Source organism: Rhizobium sp. NZLR10 (assembly GCF_019685125.1).
In the GTDB taxonomy this organism is placed as follows: Bacteria; Pseudomonadota; Alphaproteobacteria; order Rhizobiales; family Rhizobiaceae; genus Rhizobium.
Map to the genome: position 1 here is coordinate 14,579 of NZ_JABDWE010000023.1, position 19,745 is coordinate 34,323.

Consider the following 19,745-nt stretch of genomic DNA (forward strand, 5'->3'; position numbering starts at 1 on the left):
TCCTTCTTTGGTTCCCGGCTCATGTATGGTCTATCGTATCCGATCGAAAGAAGGTACCCTGGCGATCTATACGCACCTTGAGGTAACTGACTTGCCGAGCGACATGTTCGATTTCTGCAGCAGCATGACGGATGAACAGGATGCGCGCGCCCGCGAACTGATCGAGCGGGCGGCGTCGAAATGGCCGCTGCGCATCCTGCACGTGCTCTCCGGTGCGGGCGCACCCCTGCGCTTCTCGCGCCTTATGGAAAGGGTCGAGGGCATCAGCCAAAAGGTGCTGACGCAGACGCTGCGCACCCTCGAAAGAGACGGCCTCATCATCCGCACGCTCTATCCGCAAGTGCCGCCGCGCGTTGAATATGAGTTGACGCCGCTCGGACGCGACCTCCTCATGCAGGTCGCTGGCCTCTGGCGTTGGATCGTCGAACATCTGGATGCATTCGATGCACGCAAAGCCGTGAAGCTGCCGACCGTTGCCGACAACCAAAACCCGTTCTAAGCGGGGATGCGGATCGTTGCCCTCAGTCCGCCGAGCGGGCTGTCGGCGAGGGTGACGTTGCCGCCGTGGCTGCGGGCGATGTCGCGGGCAATCGCAAGGCCAAGGCCGGTGCCCGACGCATCGAGGTTACGCGCCGCGTCCAGTCGGAAGAACGGCTTGAAAACGTCCTCGCGGTTCTTTTCCGGAATACCCGGTCCGTCATCGTCGAAGATGACGGTCAGCCATTTGGCATTGTGCTTGGCTTCGATGTCGAGCCTGCCGGCATAACGGCGGGCATTCGAGGCCAGGTTGGTGACGAGACGCATGAAAGCATTCGGCCTGACGGATATGTCGTCATCGCCTTCGATGGAATAGCTGAATGTCTTGCCGTGCAGAGCGAAATCGGATTCCAGCTTTACGAAGATCTCGCTGAGTTTCAGCTCGCCGACATCCTCTTCGACTTCGCCGCGTGCGAAGGCCGTGTAGGCCTCCAGCATGGCCTGCATATCGTTGACGTCGTCGTTCAGCCCATGCAGGTCGGGATTGTCGCCGGCGAGCGCCAGTTGCAGTTTGAAGCGGGTGAGAATGGTGCGCAGATCATGGCTGACGCCGGAGAGCATCGCGGTGCGCTGCTCGATCTGCCGTTCAATTCGCTCGCGCATCAGGATGAAGGCAAGGCCGGCGCGCCTGACCTCGTCGGCACCGCGCGGATAGAAATTATCGGGCTTCTGCCCCTTGCCGAAGCTTTCGGCCGCTCGCGCCAAGGTCAGGATCGGCCGGATCTGCCCGCGCAGGAAGAGGATAGAGATGCCGATCAGCACCAGCGAGGTGCCGACCATCCAGACGATGAAGATATGTGTGTTCGAGGCATAGGTCTGGCTGCGCTTGGTCAGCACCCTGAGGATCTTGTTGTCGAGCTTGATGCGGATCTCGACGAGGTTCGAGTTGCCGACCGTGTCGATCCAGAAAGGCCGGTGGATCTCGTCGGTGATCTCGTCGCTGAGGATGCCGTCGAGTATCGAGAAGAACGGCTTGACGCGCGGCGGCGGCAGATCGCCGTCCGGCTCGATCGAGATCTGCAGGCTGAGCTGGTCGCGGGCGATGCGGATGATCTCGTTATAGTCCGAATTCTGCGGGTAGGTCTCGATGATCTCGATGATCGCGGCGATGTCGCGGGTGACGGCCAGCGACAGCCGCTCCGTCACCATCTGCCAGTGGCGCTCCATGAAGACGGCGGCGACGACGGATTGCAACAGCACCATCGGAATGATGATGATCAGCAGCGAGCGCGCGTAAAGCCCGGTCGGCAGCCGCCGGCGCAGCCAGCGGGCAATCGAGCGCCAGCCCGGCCCAGAAGTGCGGTCTTCCCGCCGCAAGCTGTCGATCGTCACCATTAGCGCCGGTCCTGGCCTCTATCCTCAGATCTAGTCGATGCTCAGCCTGTATCCGATGCCGCGCACGGTCTGCAACCAGACGGGATTGGCCGGATCATCCTCGATCTTACGCCGCAGCCGGTTGATCTGCACGTCGATCGTGCGCTCGCCGACCTCTGTGTCGTTGCCGATCAGTTCATGGCGGGGGATCGTATCACCGGCGCGCCGTGCAAAGAGCAGCATGATCTCCTGCTCGCGGTCGGTGAGCCGGATCACCTCGCTGGCTTTCTTCAGCTCCTTGCGGGTGAGTGAGAAGGTATAGGGGCCGAACATCACCTGTTCGATCTTCGGTCCCTCGCCGCCGGCATTGCGGCGCAGAATGTTGTTGATGCGCAGCACCAATTCGCGCGGGTCGAAGGGCTTGGAAAGATAGTCGTCGGCGCCCGCCTCGAGGCCTTCGATCCGGTTGCCCGATTCCGCCAGCGCCGTCAGCATGATGATCGGCACGTTCTTGATGGCGCGAAGCCCGCGGGTGACGTCGATGCCGGATTCGCCGGGCATCATCACATCCATGATGATCAGGTCGAAATCGAGACCCGCGAGCTTGCGCTGAGCCTCGGCGCCGTCGGCGGCGACAGTGACGCGGAAGCCGTTCTCGGCGAGATAACGATTGAGCAGCGCACGGATGCGCGAGTCGTCGTCGACCACCAGCAGATGCGCCGCATCGTCTGAAATACCTGTCTTGACCGCCATTCAATCCGCCTTCTGTCTGTCCCGCATTCCCCTGAGGAAAGCTTTTACGCCCTCCCGCACCTCCGCAGAAGCCCCATCGAATGCCCGCTCAATGCGGCGCGATTGCGGCTCGGCAAGTGCAAGCGCCAGCTCTCGTCCCGATTTCGTTGGATAGAGCTTGCGCTGCCGCCGGTCCTCGGGGCCTGCCACCTGGCGAATATAGCCTGAATCGATCAGCTGTTTCAGCACCCTTGCAAGGCTCTGCTTGGTAATCCTCAGCGTATCGAGAAGATCGGCAACCGTCATGCCGGGATTGCGGTTGACGAAATGCACGACGCGGTGATGGGCCCGGCCGAAGCCGCTCTTTTCGAGGATGGCGTCAGGATCGGAAACGAAGTCGCGATAGGCGAAGAAGAACTGTTCGATAATCTCGAAATCGATGATGTCAGTATCTTCCATCGGCGTGGCCAGCGGCTCTGGCTTGCCTGCTTTGGGGCCGGTCTGTCGTGACACTCGGCATTCCTTTCTCTCTTCGCACCCCGCGGGAAACTTTCGCCAAGATATGTCAGCTTTATTGACATAAATTTGCGTCGCGGCTAGCTTTCCGACCTCTGGGAGAGCCCCGCACGGACTTTTATTCCTCGGCATTTCCCCAGAAACCAAGGCCCGTCCTGCACTCCGACGCAATACGCGATTTCCCCTTGCGTCTGTGGATAAAACGTAATGGGGACAACAATCAACAGGCATGGCGCTTGAAGCGCCGGAGGAGACTAGGGATGGCTTCAGTTCCTTTCGACCAGCTGGACGGCGAAATATGGTTCAACGGCGAGTTTGTCGCCTGGAAGGACGGCAAGATCCACGTGTTGACGCACGGCCTGCATTATGCCAGCGCCGTCTTCGAGGGCGAGCGCGCCTATGGCGGCCAGGTGTTCAAGCTCACCGAACATAACCAGCGCCTGCACAGATCCGCCGAGATCCTCGGCTTCAATGTGCCCTACTCCGTCGAGGAACTCGACGCGGCGACCGTCGAGCTCTTGAAGCGCCAGGGTTTCCAAGATGCCTATGTCAGGCCGATCGCCTGGCGCGGCAGTGAGATGATGGGCGTTTCGGCGCAGGCCAATCGCATCAATGTCGCCATCGCCATCTGGCAATGGGGCAGCTATTTCAATCCGACCGAGAAGCTGAAGGGCATCCGCCTCGATATCGCCGAATACCGTCGTCCCGATCCGAAGACTGCGCCTTGCGCCTCCAAGGCTGCCGGTCTCTACATGATCTGCACCATTTCCAAGCACGCCGCCGAAGCCAAGGGCTATGCCGATGCAATGACGCTCGATTATCGCGGCCAGGTCGCCGAAGCGACAGGCCCCAACATCTTCTTCATCAAGGATGGCGTCATTCACACGCCGACCCCGGATTGCTTCCTGAACGGCATCACCCGCCAGACCGTCATTGAACTCGCCAAACGCCGCAGCATCGAGGTCATCGAACGCGCGATCCTGCCGGAAGAACTCCCCGGCTTCAGCGAGTGTTTCCTCACCGGCTCGGCTGCTGAGGTGACCCCAGTTTCCGAGATCGGCCCGCATCGCTTCACGCCGTCGGTGATTTCCGAGACGCTGATGAACGACTACATGAAGGACGTCTATCCGGCGGCAGTCGCTGCCGGATAAGATCCTTCACGCGATCGCCCGGCAATTCAAAGCGTTACGGCGCCGCACGGCTGAAAAGGCGCGGCGCTGAGCTGAACGCCGGCCGGGCATTTACCGATGCGCCCGTGCCATGACCAGTCCGGCGAGCGTCGAGAGAATGCCGCCGCCAATCAATCCGCCGATGCCGTCGGCGATCAGGCCGGTCATAGCCGCTTCCCCACCGACCATGCTGAGCAGCATGCCGCCGGCGACACCGCCGATCGCGCCTGCGATCGTACGGGCGACGACGTTAATCGCGTTCTGCTTTAAGGCGGCGCTCGCGGCATTGCCGCCGATGGCGCCGGCAATCAACTGTGTGACGAGCGGAAGTAGGGCTTCCATGACTTTCCTCCTCTGGCGATCTCCCCGATCGCCGTTTATATGCCGAACCTTCGGCATGTTAGCATTTTATCATATTCAGGAGGAAAGCGTTAAGAAAAAATCAACCCATGCGGGAGGCAAGGGATGAAGCAGAAGGGGCTGGAAACGAGGCGGCCAGCCGACCGCCCCGTTGTATTTTGCCGATTACATCACTGATAAACGTAGACGATCCGGCGTGTACCGGGATCGACCAGCACCGGCCGATCGTTGATCCTCGTATAACGGTACCCATAATCCGGGATCGTCTGGAAGGTGACGTCGCCAGGGACTTCGGCGCCGACGACGACATCGCCGCCGAGCTGCACCGTCTGGCCGGGATTGGTGTCGATATAGGTGCGGACCGTTTCGGGCGGAGTGATGGTCTCGACAGCCCCGACCGGGCCGAGCAACTCGTCGCCCGGCGCCGGCTGCGGATCAACTGGGACGACACTGGCGGTCGACTCGTAGGTCACGACGGGAACGCCGATCTCGGCGCGGTGCTGCTCGACGATGACCTGGCTGCCGCCTTGGTCGACCTGTAGATAATCGGCATAGACCCAGCCGCGCATGCCGTTGACGTCGACACGGCACCAGCGGCTGCCTTCGATGCAGCCATCAAGCACCGCGGTCGAGCCGCGCGTGGCAAGACCAACTGCCGGATATTGCGGGCCGGGGCCGGCGCGGACGTTGAGATCGTTGACGGTCGTCGCCGTCATCTCCGCCTGCGCAAGGCCAGCGGTCGCCAGGAGCACGGCCCCCGCCAGCAGAATGTCTCTCTTCAAGGTCATGTGAGCGTCTCCTTAGTTTCGATGGGCTGACAACGCGCGGCATTCCACGATGTTCCCATGCGCTCCGCAGTGCAAAGCGCTACGCTCAGGCGGCTTCAGGCAAGCAATTGAATTTTCGGGATAAAATTCGATTTTAATGACATCCAGCGACAGGGTGGAGATCCATAAATTCTTGTTTCAGCGCGTCTTTTTGCCGTGATACGCGCCTCTAAGGCAGAAGATTCCGGCTGTCCTTCGCACGGTTTCGGACTATACCCTGAGCATCCGAGACACCAAGCGAGGCAGTTATGGGCATGCTCCAGGCCGGCATTATTCCGGTGACACCCTTCCAACAGAACTGCACGATCTTCTTCGATGCAGACACCAAGGAAGGCGTCGTCGTCGATCCGGGCGGCGATGTGCCGCTCATCCTGCAATCGATCGCGGAGAACGGTTTGGTCATCAAGGAAATCTGGCTGACGCATGGCCATCTCGACCATGCCGGCGGTGCCACCGAGTTGAAGGAGGCCCTCGGCATCGACGTTGTCGGCCCGCATCAGGACGACTTGCCGCTGCTGCAGCGGATCGAGACCCAGGCCGAAAAATACGGCATATCGGGATTGCGCAACACCCTGCCCGACCGCTGGCTGAAGGATGGCGACAAGATCGCGTTCGGTGCCCACGAATTCGAGGTCTACCACACGCCCGGCCACGCCCCCGGCCATGTCATCTATTTCAACCGGGTGCAGAATTTCGCCCACCTCGGCGACGTGCTCTTCAACGGTTCGATCGGCCGCACCGACCTGCCGGGCGGCAATCATCAGCAGCTTCTCGATTCGATCCGCGACAAGGTGCTGCCACTCGGCGACGACGTCGGCTTCATCTGCGGCCACGGCCCCGGCAGCCGCATCGGCGACGAACGGCGAAGCAATCCATTTCTAAAGGGTATTTGAGCCGGTGAAGATCCGGGCGAGCGCATCGGACGAAAAGCCGATAAAACGGTGTGAGCTCACGGTCACATCATCTTGCTACCGTTCGGCACCGGCCGTTCGACGGAAGCAAGCACGATCGCGCCGCTCTCGTCCTCGAAGCCCAGCGTCAGCACTTCCGAGCGGAACGGCCCGATCTGGCGTGGCGGGAAATTGACGACGCCGAACACCTGCCGGCCGATCAGGCTTTCCGGCGTGTAATGCACGGTGATCTGCGCTGAGGATTTTTTCGTGCCGATCTCGGGACCAAAATCGATCGCCAGCTTGAATGCCGGCTTTCGCGCTTCCGGAAAGGGACTGGCCTCGACGATCGTACCGATACGGATGTCGACACGCTCGAAATCGGCGTAGGTGATCTCTTCGGCCATATCGTCTCCGTCAGCCGGCCAGCTCTTCGGCCCGCTTGCGCGCCGCCGCCAGTGCTGCGTCGAACAGAGGCTGCATGCCGTTTTCGGACATCAACACGGCGAGTGCCGCCGCCGTCGTGCCGCCGGGAGAGGTCACATTTTGCCGTAGCCGCGAAGCATCGTCGGGGGACTGGTGCAAGAGTTCACCAGCCCCCGCGACTGTTTCCCGCGCAAGACGCATGGCGAGGTCCGCCTGCAAGCCGAGTTTACGGCCTGCTTCCGCCATACATTCGACGAGATAGAACACATAGGCAGGACCGCTGCCCGAAAGCGCCGTCACGGCATCGATATCGGCCTCTGCAGGCACCCATTCCACAGGCCCCGAGACGCTGAGAAGCGAATGAACACGCTCTCGCTGCTGATTGCTGACCCCTGAATTGGCAAAGGCGCCGGTAACGCCGCGCCCGACCATGGCCGGCGTGTTTGGCATAGCTCGCACCATGGCGGCTTTGCCCAGATGCCTTTCGAGGAAACCGAGCGTCTTGCCGGCCGCGACCGAGACCACGACCGTATCCGGTCCGACGGCGCTCTTAACCGCCGGCAACACCGTCTCCATTACCTGCGGCTTGACCGCGAGAAACAGCACGCTTGCCTTCAAATCCGCCGGAGGCGCGATCACATGGGTCGCGCCGGCCTCGTTGATTGTCGCCAGCATCGCCACCGACGGGCCGGGATCGACGACAATGACGGCCGAGCCCGGAACGCCGCTTTTCAGCCAGCCGGAGAGCATTGCCCCGCCCATATTTCCGGCGCCGATCAGGACGACGGGATTTGTCGAGGAGACAAGGTTCGCGGGCATCTTATGCCTCGCCGACTGTTTCGAACAGCACGGCTTCCATCGCTTTCGTCGCTTCCATGCCGGACCATACGACGAACTGGAATGCCTGGAAATAGGCTTCGCAGGTGTCGAGCGCGCTGGAAAGCAGCACCTCGACCTGGCGATTTGTGGGCTCCGCGCCACCGGCAAGCAGCAGCGATTGGCGGAAAATGACGACATCTTCCTGGCGCCAGAGGTCGAAATGCCCCATCAGCACCTGCCCATTGATCGCCGAGAGCAGCTTGACCACCTCGTTGACCCTGATGTCGGGAACTTTGATATCGAAGGCGCAGCCAAGGTGCAGCGCTTCGAATTCCTCCATCCAGGAGAAGGAGACGTGATAGTCCGTCCAGCGCCCCTCGACCGTCATCGCGATCTCGTCCTCGCCGGACCGTTCGAACGACCAGTCGTTGTGGGAGGCAACGTACTCGATCATGTCGACCGGGTTCGACTGACGCTCAACTTCCAATTCCATCAGGTTCATGCAGCACCTTCTTGACCGGAACGAATGCGACCTAACTTGATGTATGAACACAAGAAAGACACACGCAAATACCGGAAACCACCACTCGGATGATCGTTGAACCGCTGCCAGACGTAACGCAGATAACCTGCCCGGAGCTTACCAAGTCGCTTCGAATCATCATTTAAAATCAGTGTATAATGCCACCTGCCCCCTGCCAGCCCCCTGGGGGGAAAATAGGACCGGGCGACTGTGGAAAGCTCTTCGAAACTCAATTCAGAAGGGAGAATAAGCGACTCTGCGAATTGGCTTTTTTGGCAGTGTCCACAGGCGGAAAATTCACCTGATTTTTTTGTGGCACATGCGGCATCTGCAATGAAGGCGGCTGCCGCATCTGCTTCATGTCGGGACTTTGAAGCATGTCGCGCAAAAGTGTTCAGCGGCTTTGCGGTTACGACATGCGAAAAAACAGAGACCTAAAGCGCAGGAAGCGAATCTGAAAGATCGCGACGCCTTAGTGACCCTCGCCGGCAAGCCTCGCCTCGAGTGCCGCGATGCGGGCGGTAAGCGCCTCGTTCTCGTTGCGCGCCTTGATCGCCATCTCGCGCACCGCCTCGAACTCCTCGCGCTTGACGATATCCATGCTATTCAGCCAGCGCTCCGCCTGAGCGTTAAAGGCGGTCTCGATCTCCTTGCGGACGCCCTGGGCGGCGCCAGCCGCATCGGTCATCAGCTTGGCGAATTCGTCCATGATGCGGTTCGTTCCGGTCGTCATGGCGGTTTTTTCCCTTCGCATGAGGTGAATTCAGCCCTTCGGGGCCTCGAAGATTGAGGTAGGGCTTCGCCAGCCGCGATGCAAGCGCTTTGCATGGGATAAGCGTGCCTGAACCGGCTGCGAAAGGGCCATCACGAACAATGGACTTGACCGTCCGGGATCGCAGCGGCATGTTCCGCGCAAACAAACAGGTGGGAAAACCTTGCCGACAGCAGCCAATCTCCTTGCCATCATGCCTTTCCCTGACATCGATCCGATTGCCTTTTCGGTCGGCCCGCTGGCGATTCATTGGTACGGTCTTGCTTATGTCGCCGGCATCCTGCTCGGCTGGGCCTATGCGCGCCGCCTCGCCGCCAATGATGGACTCTGGCTGGGCAATGTCTCGCCGATGTCAAGGACGCAGCTTGACGATTTCATCGTCTGGGCGGCACTTGGCGTCGTCCTCGGCGGTCGTCTCGGCTATATTTTCTTCTATGATCTCCCCGCCGTCCTGCGCAGTCCTATCCGTGCGCTCGAGATTTGGAACGGCGGCATGTCCTTCCATGGCGGCCTCACCGGCACGACGATCGCCATGATCTTGTTTGCCCGCCGCAACGCTATCCCGATCTGGAGCCTGTTCGACATCGTCGCCACCGTCGTTCCCTTCGGCCTCTTCTTCGGCCGCATCGCCAATTTCATCAATGGCGAGCTCTGGGGCCGGTTGACCGACGTGCCCTGGGCTGTTGTCTTCCCGAGCGGCGGTCCATTCGCCCGCCACCCAAGCCAGCTTTACGAAGCCGGCCTCGAAGGCATCGTTCTCCTGCTGGTGCTGGCCGCTCTCGTTTACGGCATGCGCGCGCTGAAAAGCCCCGGCTTCATCACCGGTGTCTTCGTCTGCGGTTATGCGCTGTCGCGCATCTTCGTCGAATTTTTCCGCGAGCCTGACGCCCAGCTCGGTTACCTCCTAGGCACGAACTGGCTGACCATGGGCATGGTGCTCTCGTTCCCGATGATCCTGCTTGGCCTCTGGGCGATGCTGCGGGCACGCCGCCAGGCTGCGCTGCAGCTCTGAAAACGGCAGGACGCGCGACATGACCACCGCTCTAGGCGAAAAGATCAAGGCGATCATCCAGGCCAACGGCCCGATCAGCGTCACCGATTATTTCTCGCTCTGCCTGGCCGATCCCGAACACGGCTATTATCGCACCCGCGAGCCCTTCGGCCGTTCGGGTGATTTCGTTACCGCGCCCGAGGTCAGCCAGATCTTCGGCGAAATGATCGGCGTCTTCATCGTCCATGCCTGGCAACGTCACGGCGCCCCGACGGGCGTCCGCCTCGTCGAGATCGGCCCCGGTCGCGGCACCATGATGGCCGATATGCTGCGCGTCATCTCCCGCATCGCCCCGCCGCTTTTCGACGCGATGACCGTGCATCTCGTCGAAACCAGCGAACGCCTGCGCGACGTCCAGAGCCAGACGCTCGAAGCCTACGCCGGAAAAATCGCCTGGCACGACGGCTTCGACGAAGTGCCATCAGGCTTCACGCTGATAGCCGCCAACGAATTGTTCGACGCTATCCCGATCCGCCAGTTCGTCCGCATGCCGACGGGTTTCCGCGAGCGCATGATCGGCATTGATGCCGATGGCGCGCTGACCTTCGCCGCCGGCGTCGCCGGCCTCGATCCGGCACTTCTCCCCGAACTGGTGCAGAACCTGCCGCTCGGCACGCTCTTCGAGATCTCGCCTGCCCGCCAGGCTGTGATGATGGCAATCTGCGAGCGGCTGCGCGCCTTCGGCGGAACAGCGCTCGCGATCGACTATGGCCATCTCGTAACCGGCTTCGGCGATACGCTGCAGGCCGTGCGTATGCATGAATTCGACCCGCCGCTCGCCCATCCCGGTGAAGCAGATCTGACGAGCCATGTCGACTTTCAACAGCTCGCCGAAACGGCGCTTGCGGTCGGCGTCCATTTGAACGGCGCCCTGCATCAGGGTGATTTTCTGAGCGGCCTCGGCATCCTCGAACGTGCCGCTGCCCTCGGCCACGACCGCGAACCGCAAACCCAGCAAGTCATCCAGACGGCAGTGGAACGGCTCGCCGGAGCCGGTGAAGGCCGGATGGGCGAACTCTTCAAGGTGATGGCGGTCTCTCATCCCGCAGTCGACCTCATGCCCTTTCGTCCGGTGGATTGACAGGGCGCCCGCGGCTGGTTCAACATCCGCGCGAACAAGAACTTGAAGCGCGCCGCCTGTGCGATGCGCTTGGGATAATAACAAACCCCTTAAAAAACCCCGGAATCACAGATGCAGGACGCGGCTTCTCCCGCACCGATCGAAAGCGCGCTGCTGAACGAAGCGGCGGGCGCCACTATTCGCCACGGTTATTTCACCCGGGCCGGCGGCGTTTCCGAAGGGCTTTATCGTGGCCTCAATGTCGGCCTCGGCTCCAGTGACGAACGCGACAAGGTCCTGGAAAACCGCCGCCGCGTCGCCGCCTGGTTCAGCCTGCCGGTCGAGCGGCTGGCGACCGTGCATCAGGTCCATTCCCCAGACGTCGTGACGGTCGACGCCGATTACGACGGCGCCCGCCCCGATGCGGATGCGATGGTGACGCGCACCCCTGGCATCGCGCTTGGCGTGCTTGCCGCCGATTGCGGCCCGATCCTGTTCGCCGACCCGGACAATCGCGTCGTCGGCGCTGCCCATGCCGGCTGGAAGGGCGCGCTGACGGGCGTGCTCGAAAACACCATCGCCGCCATGGAGGCGCTGGGGGCGGACCGCACGCATATTGTCGCCTGCCTCGGCCCCTCGATCAGCCAGACAAGCTATGAGGTCGGCCCGGAATTCATCGAGCGCTTCATCGCCGAGAACCCGGATTACCAACGTTTCTTCGCGCCTTCGGCAACGCCCAGCCACGCCATGTTCGATCTGCCGGCGCTGACCGTCGACCGGTTGACGAAAGCCGGCGTGCGGACCGAAAACCTCGGCCTTTGCACCTATCCGGACAGCGAGCGCTTCTTTTCCTACCGCAGGACGACACATCGCAAGGAGCCGGATTACGGCCGCCAGATTTCCGCGATATCAATCAGGGAGACGTGAGCAGAATGGCACTGCACTTCGAAAAGGCCGAATTCGCAAGCCGGCTTGCGCGCCTCACCGAGAAAATGAAGGAAGAGAAGCTCGACGCCCTGCTGCTCTTCGCTCAGGAAAGCATGTACTGGCTGACCGGCTACGACACCTTCGGCTACTGCTTCTTCCAGACGATGATCGTCAAGAGCGACGGCACCATGGCGCTGATCACCCGCTCGGCCGATCTTCGCCAGGCCAGGCATACCTCGATCCTCGAGGACATCCATATCTGGGTGGACCGGATCAACGCCGATCCGACGCTCGACCTGAAGAACCTGCTGGTCGAGATGGACCTGCTCGGCGCCCGCATCGGTGTCGAATATGATACGCACGGCATGACCGGCCGCGTCGCCCGCCTGCTCGATGCGCAACTGACCACCTTCGGCCAGATTGTCGACGCTTCCTACCTCGTCAGTCGGCTGCGCCTCGTCAAAAGCCCGACTGAGGTCGCCTATGTCGAGCGTGCCGCCATCCTCGCCGACGATGCGCTCGATGCCGCGATCCGGCTGACAAAACCCGGCGCCGACGAGGCTGATATCCTCGCCGCCATGCAGGGCGCGATCTTTTCCGGCGGCGGTGACTATCCCGCCAACGAGTTCATCATCGGCTCCGGCGCCGATGCCCTGCTTTGCCGTTACAAGGCTGGCCGCCGCAAGCTCGACGCCAGCGACCAGCTGACGCTCGAATGGGCAGGCGCTTACGCCCATTACCATGCGGCCATGATGCGCACGATCGTCATCGGCGAGCCGATGCAACGCCACCGCGAGCTCTATAATGCCTGCCGTGAAACCATCGAGGCGATTGAGACCGTCCTGAAGCCCGGCTACACCTTCGGCGATGTCTTCGACATGCATGCCAGGATCATGGACGAGCGCGGCCTCGCCCGCCACCGGCTGAATGCCTGCGGTTATTCGCTCGGCGCCCGCTTCTCGCCCTCCTGGATGGAGCACCAGATGTTCCATGTCGGCAATCCGCAACCGATCGAGCCGAACATGTCGCTCTTCGTGCACATGATCATCGCCGATTCCGACACGGGCACCGCGATGACGCTTGGCCAGACCTATCTGACGACGGCGGATGCGCCGCGCGCGCTGTCCCGCCATCCGCTCGATTTCATCGGTCTTTGACCCTTGAGAATCCGGAATTGACAGACGCCCGCCCCCGCCCGCATAAATTCGGACGGGGCTGATGCGATGGGAAGGACGGATCAAGGGATGACGCGAGCTGCGATTGTGCCCACGCTCCTGGTCGTAACGGCGCTGCTGACCGCCTGCAATACCACCGATGCGCTGACACCGCAGGTCGATATCGGCGATTCTTCCGCGCGCGCGTCGTCGAGTCCGGTGACGCAGAGCGAGGCCGAGGATCTGGCGGGCTCCCGCCAACGGGTCTTCGCCGGAAATTCGCAGCCGCGCACCTACCATCCAGCCTATGATCAGTCGCAGCAGGCCTATCGGGCGGGCACCGGCGCACCGCCGACGACAATGCAGGAGCAGGCAGACGCCCTGTCGCGGAGCAGCTCCTCGCCCGCCGCCTCCGCCCCGATCGAGGGGCAATCGCTGCCACCGCCGGCTTCCAACGGACAACAACTTCCCGCACAGTCGACGCAGCAGCCGACCGAGGCTCAACAGCCGCAACAGACCGCCGCTCTCAACGCCCGCGCCTCCTCTGGCCGGGGCAACACGGTGCGCTTCCTGCCGATCATCGGCGCACCGGTGCAGGCGGTGACGCCGCTTTCGCGCCAGCTTGGCGCCGAGGCCCGCGCGCACGGCCTTTCCATCAAGAGCTCGACCGATGCGAGCAGCGACTACATTCTCAAAGGCTATCTCTCCGCCTTCAGCGACGACGGCAAGGTCACCGTGGTCTACGTCTGGGACGTTCTCGACAGTGGCGGCGGCCGCCTGCACCGCATTCAGGGGCAGGAAAGCGTGCCGACGGCGGCGGCCGACCCCTGGGCGGGCGTTCCTGCCTCGGTGATGCAGCAGATCGGCTCAAAAACCATCGCGGAATTCTCTTCCTGGCGGCAGGCGCAGGGCGGTTAGTCACAAACTTTTTGCAAATATGAATGCCTGTGGCGCCTTTCCCCTTGCATTCACGGGGAAGCTGGCTAAAAAGCGCGGCTATCAGCGCATAACAGGCGGACCAAAATGAAGGTTTTCGCAGGCAATTCGAACCGGCAACTCGCCGAAGCGATCTGCACCTATCTCAACGTTCCCTTGGGGAGAGCCAGTGTTCGAAGGTTTGCCGATCAGGAAATCTTCGTGGAAATCCAGGAAAATGTGCGCGGCGAGGACGTTTTCCTCGTACAGCCCACCGCCTTCCCCGCTAATGACCACCTGATGGAACTGCTGATCATGATCGACGCGATGCGTCGTTCCTCAGCCCGTCGCATCACCGCAGTGCTTCCCTATTTCGGCTATGCGCGTCAGGACCGTCGTGCTTCAGGCCGCACACCGATCTCCGCCAAGTTGGTTGCAAACCTCATTACCGAAGCCGGCGCCGACCGCGTCATGACGCTCGATCTTCATGCCGGGCAGATCCAGGGCTTCTTCGATATCCCCACCGACAATCTCTTCGCCATGCCCGTGCTGACGCGCGACATCAAGAGCCATTATGACCTCAGCAACGTCATGGTCGTCTCGCCTGATGTCGGCGGCGTGGTTCGCGCCCGCGCGCTTGCCAAGCGGCTAGACTGTCTTCTGGCCATCGTCGACAAGCGTCGCGATCGGCCGGGTGACTCAGAAGTCATGAACATCATCGGCGACATCACCGGCAAGGACTGCCTGCTGATCGACGACATCGTCGATTCCGGCGGCACGCTCTGCAACGCAGCCGACGCGATGTTGGCCAAGGGCGCAGCCAGCGTCACCGCCTATATCACCCACGGCGTGCTTTCCGGCGGCGCGGTCACCCGCGTCGCGTCCTCAAAGCTTCGCGAACTCGTCATCACGGATTCGATCCAGCCGACCACGGCCGTGCTCTCGGCCCACAATATCCGCATCGTGACGACGGCGCCGCTGATCGGCGAAGCCATCAGCCGAACGGCCCAGGAAGAGTCTGTCTCTAGCCTTTTCGACTGAAATTCAGCTATCTGCCGGCACGGGGAAGCCGTCCGCAATGATATGCAGACGGCTTTTCTCAAATTGCGATGCTGCCGCTCAGCGGCTGAAAGCAGCCTTCTGCTGTGAATCGACGAGATTATCGATGAACCAGTTCGGATAGACCGGCGCCGGCTCGGTCGCCGCGTCAAGGGCTGCGAGTTCCCCTTCATCCAGCACCAGATCCGCCGCGCCGAGATTGTCGGCCAGTTGATGCGGCTTCGAAGCCCCGAGCAGCACGCTGGTGACCGCCTTCGTCGCCAGCAGCCAGGCGATCGCCACCTGCGCGACGCTCGTCCCGTGCGCCGTCGCGATCGCCCGCATGCGCTCGACCAGCGCAAAGCCCCGTTCCTTGTCGAAGGGTAGAATATCGAAACCGGAATAGCGGTTTTCCGGATCGCCGAGCGTTTCGCGAGTGTATTTGCCGGAGAGAAACCCCGAGGCGAGCGGGCTCCAGACGGTCAGCCCAAGACCGTAACGCTGTAGCATTGGAACCATGTCGCGCTCGACATCGCGGCCGAGCAGCGAGTAGTACATTTGTCCATGCGTGAAGGGGGCGAGCCCGTTGGCCTTCTGGATTTCGAGCGCCGCCGCCACCTTCCACGCCGACCAATTGGAAAAGCCGATATAACGCACCTTGCCGGAACGCACCACCGCATCGAGCGCCGAAAGTGTCTCCTCCAGTGGCGTGAACGGGTCTTCCTTATGGACGATATAGACGTCGATCCAGTCCGTTCCGAGCCGTTTCAGGCTCTGCTCGATCGACCAGAGGATGTGACGTCGGGAGAGCCCGGCCTGGCCGAGCAGCGTACCGGTGCGGAAGCCGACCTTGGTGGCGATTACCACCTCGTTGCGCCGCGCCTTCAGAACCTGGCCGAGGATCGTTTCCGACTGACCGGATGCGTAGGCGTCGGCCGTATCGAAGAAGTTGACGCCGGCATCAAGAGCCTGCCCGACCAGCGCATCGGCAACATCGGCATCGGTCTTGTAGATCGAACCGATGCTGCGATCGCCCGATGTGAAGGTCATCGCGCCAAAGGCTAGCCTGGAAACGGCAAGTCCGGTCCGGCCAAGGGTCGTATATCGCATGTCATCTCTCCATTCGTTGGATTGTCGTGATCGGCTGGAAAGACAATGCCAGAAAGGATTATTGCGAAAAATCCGCGAATTCGATAAGGCTTATGAAGCTCAACTTCATAATCGACCGATGGCGCCTGATCCCTTTACCGGACTGACCGAATTCCTGGCGGTCGCAGACGCCAGGAGCTTCACTGCTGCCGCCGCATCGCTCGGCGTCACAACAACCGCCGTCAGCCAGACGATTCGGGCGCTTGAGACGAGGCTCGGCCTGCCGCTCTTTGTCCGCACAACGCGGCGCGTCGCGCTGACTGAAGCAGGTGCGGCACTCTTTCAGCGCGTCCGTCCGGCTGCTGCCGACATCGCCGACGCCTTCGACATGCTTGGCGGCTTCCGCGACCGCCCGCTCGGCCATCTGCGCCTCACGGTGCCGCGCATGGCCGTGCCGCTGATCGTGACGCCGCTATTGCCGCGATTCCGCAAAGCCTATCCTGATATTTCAGTGGAGATCTCGGTCGACGATGCGGCGATCGACATCACCGAACGCGGCTTCGACGCCGGCATCCGCATCGGGGAGGCGATCGAAAAGGACATGATCGCCATGCGGCTGACATCCGATATCACCTGGACGGTCGTCGGCTCGCCCGACTATTTCGCCCGATGCGGCAGGCCGGAAACACCCGAGGATCTTACCCGCCATCAAGCGGTCCGCTACCGCTATCCGACATCGGGCGCCATCTATCGCTGGGAATTCGAGCGCACCGGGCGCGACTTCTCGGTCGATCCGCCCGGCGGTCTGATGGTCAACGATTTCTTGCTGCTGCTCCAGTTCGCCGAAGCCGGGCTCGGCCTTGTCTATTTGCCGGATATCTCGGTCAGCGAGGCGGTGGCGTCAAGGCGGCTCGAGCGTGTGCTCGACGCTTTTCTACCGACCTCGCCAGGCCTCTTCGCCTATTTTCCTGCCCGCTCGCAGACGCAGCCGAAGCTGCGCGCCTTTCTCGACATGGCGTCGACGCTGATGCGCCGCAAGGGATGATATCCCAGGCGGCGCGTCTGCTCTTCGAACGAAGACCCAATATCGGTCCGGTAGGATTACGGCTGCTGATCCGCTTCCTTGACCACCTGCCCGTTGACGGCGATCGCGCCGTCGCGGCTGATGCTGATATCCCAGCGCGAGCGTCCATCCGCATCGGTCTTGGCAAAGCCCTTCACCATCATGATGCCGAAGGAGACCTGATTGAGATCGGGATCGGTCTTGGCAAGCTCCTGGACCGCGGCGATCGTCTTGTCGAGATCGCGGGCAAGGATGGTCGCCTCCATCGAATAGTCCTTCTGGCTATCGACGCGTCCTTCGATCTTGCCGGTCATGTCGATATCGTAGACATCCGACTTGGCGCTGATCTTCGGAAATTCGACCGTAAGCTGGCCGTCGCGGAAGAGCTTCTTGCCCATCTCCTCGCCGCTCGTCTCCGGCGCCTTGTCGTTGAAATCCATCGCCATGAAGGCATCGCCAAAACTTGCGAAATCCAGGTTAGGAACCGCAAGCTGCAGATCGAAGCTGGTCGGCATGAAGGCCGAATAGCTTGCCGGCATCAACGGACTGTCGAGGCTGATGTCTTGCGCATTCATGCCGAAGCCGAAACGCATGGCGTCGCTCGGCCCATCCATGGCGACGTTATAGCCGAACGCCTTGACGCCGCCATTGCCCATCTGCGTGTTGACGGTCAGATTGTTGACCCCGATCGTCTCACTGAACGAGGTGAGAAGTGGGAAGGCCCCCTTGAGGATTCCCTTGATCTTGCCGCTGTTTTCGGGGCTCAACTCCTTCTCCTCGACATGATCGAGAATGAAGAAGACCATCTCGCGGATCTGCTTGACCGGCAGACCGTTCACCTTGGCCTCGACATCGATCGAGTCGGCCCGGATTTCAACGGGCGGCATTTGCGCGCCGGAAACCTGCTCGACGAAAGTCGACATCGAGCCGCTGCCCGTAAGATCGATACGCCCGTTGCCGCCTGCGCTGTCCGTCGAACTCAGCTTCTGGTCCATGCTGGCGATGCTGGCGCTGACTTCGTCGGTGTCGGATTTGCTGGTGAGCTTGATGTCCTTGGCCGTAGAGGTGCCGGAGCGCAGATAGCTGATCGCAGGGTCGAAGACACCAGCGTAAACAAGCGACGCGATGGAATAGGAGAAATCCGTCGGCTTCTCGTCCTTGCCCTTGAAATGGCCGGAGACGTTGAATTTGTTGTCACCCTCGATGTTCCAGAGGCCGCTATCGAGCGGTGTGGCAAACGTCGAGAACGGCGCCAGGCCGTTGATCGTGAACGTCGCCGGATCGACCTTGGTCAGCAGCTTCGCCAGATCGTAGATGATCTCGTAGCGCGTGCCGGCCGGATTGACGGTGACCAGGCCGCTCTTCGCCAATTCCTTCGGAAGCAGCTTCGTCAGGGTGCCCTTGAGCGCGTCGGCGCCGTCCTGGTTGATCTCGACGCTCTGCGCCGTAGTGACAAGGCAAAGTGCCAGCAAGCTCGTTGCCGTGACAAGTTTGAGACGCATAGTCCGATTTCTCCTCAGCCGCTTTTTGAATGCGGCATCCAAAGAGGTGAAGCGCGCCGATGTCAACCTCGACTGTGCCGGGAATGGCGATTTTGCCGCTTCCGGCACCGTCGATACCATCGCCTTGATGTCGAGTGCGGTTTCGGCTTGCCGAAGGGCGGATATCAGCGGAAAACACCCTCAATCCGCAACTTGCGTTTCCGAGCGACTTATAATATAGGCCACCGGTCCGCGTAGACACCCTTGGAGGCAATGCGGATGAGGTTGGGTCATACCCGCCTCCGGTTCGTCGGAGCAAGGCTTCTGCCCGCCGTCGAACTCTCCATATAACCTCGAAAGGAATAGCCATGAGCCAGGAAACTTACGAGCTCAAGGCCGAGGCGCGCGAACGGGTTGGTAAGGGGTCCGCCCGTGAACTTCGCCGCAACGGTTTAATTCCCGCTGTCATCTATGGTGACAAGCAGGCCCCCATTGCCATCGCTCTCAACACCAATGAGGTGACGAAGCGCATTCATGCCGGTGGTTTCATGACCACCGTGGCGACGATCGAAGTCGACGGCAAGACGTACAAGGTTCTGCCGAAGGACTACCAGCTCGATCCGGTCCGTGACTTCACGATGCATGTCGATTTTCTGCGCGTCTCCGGCAACACCCAGGTGACCGTCGAAATCCCCGTTCACTTCATCAATGAAGCGAAGTCCCCGGGCATCAAGGTCGGCGGCGTTCTGAACATCGTTCGCCATGAAGTCGAAGTTCATTGCCCGGCCGATGCGATCCCCGAATTCTTCAACGTTGACCTCAACGGCAAGAAGATCGGCGACAGCATCCATATTTCGGAAGTCACCCTGCCGAAGGGCGTCACCCCGGTCATCGACCGCGACTTCACGATCGCGACCATCATTGCCCCGGCCGGCGGCATTGACGAGACCGCTGCAGAAGGCGGAGCCGAAGCCTGATCGCTTCGACCAATTTGTAAAGCATATGACCCGCTTTCCCCTGGAAAGCGGGCTTTTCATTGCCCGGCATAGGCCTCCGTTTCAGCAAATTTAATATATTCGTGA

General features: G+C 61.3%; 22 protein-coding genes. 11 read left to right on the forward strand and 11 right to left on the reverse strand.

The genetic code is table 11. The annotated features are described in order from the left end of the window. The first annotated feature begins 25 nt into the window (after positions 1 to 25). Positions 26 to 499 carry a helix-turn-helix domain-containing protein gene (locus HJB82_RS27615; protein WP_207581264.1) on the forward strand — a complete coding sequence of 158 codons (474 nt, stop codon included), beginning with the start codon at positions 26 to 28 and terminating at the stop codon, positions 497 to 499. Here the strand turns inward: HJB82_RS27615 and HJB82_RS27620 are convergent. Genes HJB82_RS27620 through HJB82_RS27630 form a run of 3 tightly spaced genes read right to left on the reverse strand, consistent with a single transcriptional unit; the run spans position 496 to position 3,096 of the window. Next, positions 496 to 1,872 (reverse strand): ATP-binding protein, encoded by a 1,377-nt coding sequence (locus HJB82_RS27620; RefSeq protein ID WP_207581265.1) that lies wholly within the window; start codon positions 1,870 to 1,872, stop codon positions 496 to 498. The two genes, HJB82_RS27615 and HJB82_RS27620, sit on opposite strands and share 4 nt — an antisense overlap. Positions 1,873 to 1,902: 30 nt before the next feature. After that, positions 1,903 to 2,604, reverse strand: coding sequence for a response regulator (locus tag HJB82_RS27625; RefSeq protein ID WP_003581129.1), 702 nt, complete (start codon positions 2,602 to 2,604; stop codon positions 1,903 to 1,905). Further along, a complete protein-coding gene (locus HJB82_RS27630; RefSeq protein ID WP_207581266.1) occupies positions 2,605 to 3,096 on the reverse strand; it encodes a MarR family winged helix-turn-helix transcriptional regulator in 492 nt (163 codons plus the stop codon). It lies immediately after the preceding gene. A gap of 263 nt (positions 3,097 to 3,359) precedes the next feature. On the opposite strand from HJB82_RS27630, the gene HJB82_RS27635 reads away from it, so the two are divergent. After that, on the forward strand, positions 3,360 to 4,250 hold the full coding sequence (locus tag HJB82_RS27635; protein ID WP_221142081.1) for a branched-chain amino acid aminotransferase: 891 nt from the start codon (positions 3,360 to 3,362) through the stop codon (positions 4,248 to 4,250). Positions 4,251 to 4,340: 90 nt separating this feature from the next. Here HJB82_RS27635 and HJB82_RS27640 read toward each other — a convergent pair whose 3' ends face one another. Both HJB82_RS27640 and HJB82_RS27645 read right to left on the reverse strand, forming a co-directional pair. Next, positions 4,341 to 4,610 carry a hypothetical protein gene (locus tag HJB82_RS27640; protein WP_207581268.1) on the reverse strand — a complete coding sequence of 90 codons (270 nt, stop codon included), beginning with the start codon at positions 4,608 to 4,610 and terminating at the stop codon, positions 4,341 to 4,343. Between the two features lie 188 nt (positions 4,611 to 4,798). Continuing rightward, positions 4,799 to 5,416 carry a DUF1236 domain-containing protein gene (locus HJB82_RS27645; RefSeq protein WP_221142083.1) on the reverse strand — a complete coding sequence of 206 codons (618 nt, stop codon included), beginning with the start codon at positions 5,414 to 5,416 and terminating at the stop codon, positions 4,799 to 4,801. Positions 5,417 to 5,703: 287 nt separating this feature from the next. On the opposite strand from HJB82_RS27645, the gene HJB82_RS27650 reads away from it, so the two are divergent. Next, positions 5,704 to 6,348 carry an MBL fold metallo-hydrolase gene (locus tag HJB82_RS27650; protein WP_207581270.1) on the forward strand — a complete coding sequence of 215 codons (645 nt, stop codon included), beginning with the start codon at positions 5,704 to 5,706 and terminating at the stop codon, positions 6,346 to 6,348. Positions 6,349 to 6,410: 62 nt separating this feature from the next. Here HJB82_RS27650 and HJB82_RS27655 read toward each other — a convergent pair whose 3' ends face one another. The 4 genes from HJB82_RS27655 to HJB82_RS27670 form a co-directional block, all read right to left on the reverse strand. Next, positions 6,411 to 6,752 carry a tRNA-binding protein gene (locus HJB82_RS27655; protein WP_207581271.1) on the reverse strand — a complete coding sequence of 114 codons (342 nt, stop codon included), beginning with the start codon at positions 6,750 to 6,752 and terminating at the stop codon, positions 6,411 to 6,413. A gap of 10 nt (positions 6,753 to 6,762) precedes the next feature. Beyond that, the gene (gene proC / locus HJB82_RS27660; RefSeq protein ID WP_207581272.1) at positions 6,763 to 7,590 is read right to left on the reverse strand and encodes a pyrroline-5-carboxylate reductase; all 828 of its coding nucleotides are present in this window, start codon (positions 7,588 to 7,590) and stop codon (positions 6,763 to 6,765) included. 1 nt (position 7,591) lies between these two features. Then, positions 7,592 to 8,092, reverse strand: coding sequence for a YbjN domain-containing protein (locus HJB82_RS27665; protein WP_207581273.1), 501 nt, complete (start codon positions 8,090 to 8,092; stop codon positions 7,592 to 7,594). 493 nt (positions 8,093 to 8,585) lie between these two features. After that, positions 8,586 to 8,846: an accessory factor UbiK family protein gene (locus tag HJB82_RS27670; protein ID WP_221142086.1), complete on the reverse strand. Its 261-nt coding sequence runs from the start codon at positions 8,844 to 8,846 to the stop codon at positions 8,586 to 8,588. A gap of 202 nt (positions 8,847 to 9,048) precedes the next feature. On the opposite strand from HJB82_RS27670, the gene lgt reads away from it, so the two are divergent. The 6 genes from lgt (at position 9,049) to HJB82_RS27700 (ending at position 15,033) form a co-directional block, all read left to right on the forward strand. Next, positions 9,049 to 9,897, forward strand: coding sequence for a prolipoprotein diacylglyceryl transferase (gene lgt / locus HJB82_RS27675; RefSeq protein WP_207581275.1), 849 nt, complete (start codon positions 9,049 to 9,051; stop codon positions 9,895 to 9,897). Positions 9,898 to 9,916: 19 nt separating this feature from the next. After that, positions 9,917 to 11,017 carry a class I SAM-dependent methyltransferase gene (locus tag HJB82_RS27680; protein WP_207581276.1) on the forward strand — a complete coding sequence of 367 codons (1,101 nt, stop codon included), beginning with the start codon at positions 9,917 to 9,919 and terminating at the stop codon, positions 11,015 to 11,017. A 111-nt stretch (positions 11,018 to 11,128) separates the two neighbouring features. Beyond that, a complete protein-coding gene (gene pgeF / locus HJB82_RS27685; protein WP_207581277.1) occupies positions 11,129 to 11,923 on the forward strand; it encodes a peptidoglycan editing factor PgeF in 795 nt (264 codons plus the stop codon). Between the two features lie 5 nt (positions 11,924 to 11,928). Continuing rightward, positions 11,929 to 13,080, forward strand: coding sequence for a Xaa-Pro peptidase family protein (locus HJB82_RS27690; protein ID WP_207581278.1), 1,152 nt, complete (start codon positions 11,929 to 11,931; stop codon positions 13,078 to 13,080). 87 nt (positions 13,081 to 13,167) lie between these two features. Beyond that, positions 13,168 to 13,995: a hypothetical protein gene (locus HJB82_RS27695; protein ID WP_221142087.1), complete on the forward strand. Its 828-nt coding sequence runs from the start codon at positions 13,168 to 13,170 to the stop codon at positions 13,993 to 13,995. 105 nt (positions 13,996 to 14,100) lie between these two features. Continuing rightward, complete coding sequence (locus tag HJB82_RS27700) at positions 14,101 to 15,033, forward strand: ribose-phosphate pyrophosphokinase (RefSeq protein ID WP_207581280.1); 933 nt, start codon at positions 14,101 to 14,103, stop codon at positions 15,031 to 15,033. A gap of 78 nt (positions 15,034 to 15,111) precedes the next feature. On the opposite strand, the gene HJB82_RS27705 is transcribed toward HJB82_RS27700, so the two are convergent. Continuing rightward, positions 15,112 to 16,140: an aldo/keto reductase gene (locus HJB82_RS27705; RefSeq protein ID WP_207581281.1), complete on the reverse strand. Its 1,029-nt coding sequence runs from the start codon at positions 16,138 to 16,140 to the stop codon at positions 15,112 to 15,114. A 118-nt stretch (positions 16,141 to 16,258) separates the two neighbouring features. Between HJB82_RS27705 and HJB82_RS27710 the strand changes: the two genes are divergently transcribed. Continuing rightward, on the forward strand, positions 16,259 to 17,164 hold the full coding sequence (locus HJB82_RS27710) for a LysR family transcriptional regulator (RefSeq protein ID WP_221142089.1): 906 nt from the start codon (positions 16,259 to 16,261) through the stop codon (positions 17,162 to 17,164). 56 nt (positions 17,165 to 17,220) lie between these two features. Here HJB82_RS27710 and HJB82_RS27715 read toward each other — a convergent pair whose 3' ends face one another. Further along, positions 17,221 to 18,684 (reverse strand): hypothetical protein, encoded by a 1,464-nt coding sequence (locus HJB82_RS27715; protein ID WP_221142091.1) that lies wholly within the window; start codon positions 18,682 to 18,684, stop codon positions 17,221 to 17,223. A gap of 347 nt (positions 18,685 to 19,031) precedes the next feature. Between HJB82_RS27715 and HJB82_RS27720 the strand changes: the two genes are divergently transcribed. Continuing rightward, positions 19,032 to 19,640 carry a 50S ribosomal protein L25/general stress protein Ctc gene (locus HJB82_RS27720; protein WP_164013558.1) on the forward strand — a complete coding sequence of 203 codons (609 nt, stop codon included), beginning with the start codon at positions 19,032 to 19,034 and terminating at the stop codon, positions 19,638 to 19,640. Positions 19,641 to 19,745 lie beyond the last annotated feature (105 nt).

Bases quoted from the DNA above. Each gene is read 5' to 3' on its own strand.
- HJB82_RS27710 (WP_221142089.1), top strand. From the start codon at position 16,259: ATGGCGCCTGATCCCTTTACCGGACTGACCGAATTCCTGGCGGTCGCA.
- proC (WP_207581272.1), bottom strand. From the start codon at position 7,590: ATGCCCGCGAACCTTGTCTCCTCGACAAATCCCGTCGTCCTGATCGGC.
- pgeF (WP_207581277.1), top strand. From the start codon at position 11,129: ATGCAGGACGCGGCTTCTCCCGCACCGATCGAAAGCGCGCTGCTGAAC.
- HJB82_RS27720 (WP_164013558.1), top strand. From the start codon at position 19,032: ATGAGCCAGGAAACTTACGAGCTCAAGGCCGAGGCGCGCGAACGGGTT.
- HJB82_RS27680 (WP_207581276.1), top strand. From the start codon at position 9,917: ATGACCACCGCTCTAGGCGAAAAGATCAAGGCGATCATCCAGGCCAAC.
- HJB82_RS27650 (WP_207581270.1), top strand. From the start codon at position 5,704: ATGGGCATGCTCCAGGCCGGCATTATTCCGGTGACACCCTTCCAACAG.
- HJB82_RS27665 (WP_207581273.1), bottom strand. From the start codon at position 8,092: ATGAACCTGATGGAATTGGAAGTTGAGCGTCAGTCGAACCCGGTCGAC.
- HJB82_RS27615 (WP_207581264.1), top strand. From the start codon at position 26: ATGGTCTATCGTATCCGATCGAAAGAAGGTACCCTGGCGATCTATACG.
- HJB82_RS27640 (WP_207581268.1), bottom strand. From the start codon at position 4,610: ATGGAAGCCCTACTTCCGCTCGTCACACAGTTGATTGCCGGCGCCATC.
- HJB82_RS27635 (WP_221142081.1), top strand. From the start codon at position 3,360: ATGGCTTCAGTTCCTTTCGACCAGCTGGACGGCGAAATATGGTTCAAC.
- HJB82_RS27690 (WP_207581278.1), top strand. From the start codon at position 11,929: ATGGCACTGCACTTCGAAAAGGCCGAATTCGCAAGCCGGCTTGCGCGC.
- HJB82_RS27655 (WP_207581271.1), bottom strand. From the start codon at position 6,752: ATGGCCGAAGAGATCACCTACGCCGATTTCGAGCGTGTCGACATCCGT.
- HJB82_RS27705 (WP_207581281.1), bottom strand. From the start codon at position 16,140: ATGCGATATACGACCCTTGGCCGGACCGGACTTGCCGTTTCCAGGCTA.
- HJB82_RS27620 (WP_207581265.1), bottom strand. From the start codon at position 1,872: ATGGTGACGATCGACAGCTTGCGGCGGGAAGACCGCACTTCTGGGCCG.
- HJB82_RS27695 (WP_221142087.1), top strand. From the start codon at position 13,168: ATGACGCGAGCTGCGATTGTGCCCACGCTCCTGGTCGTAACGGCGCTG.
- HJB82_RS27715 (WP_221142091.1), bottom strand. From the start codon at position 18,684: ATGCGTCTCAAACTTGTCACGGCAACGAGCTTGCTGGCACTTTGCCTT.
- HJB82_RS27625 (WP_003581129.1), bottom strand. From the start codon at position 2,604: ATGGCGGTCAAGACAGGTATTTCAGACGATGCGGCGCATCTGCTGGTG.
- HJB82_RS27645 (WP_221142083.1), bottom strand. From the start codon at position 5,416: ATGACCTTGAAGAGAGACATTCTGCTGGCGGGGGCCGTGCTCCTGGCG.
- HJB82_RS27700 (WP_207581280.1), top strand. From the start codon at position 14,101: ATGAAGGTTTTCGCAGGCAATTCGAACCGGCAACTCGCCGAAGCGATC.
- HJB82_RS27670 (WP_221142086.1), bottom strand. From the start codon at position 8,846: ATGACGACCGGAACGAACCGCATCATGGACGAATTCGCCAAGCTGATG.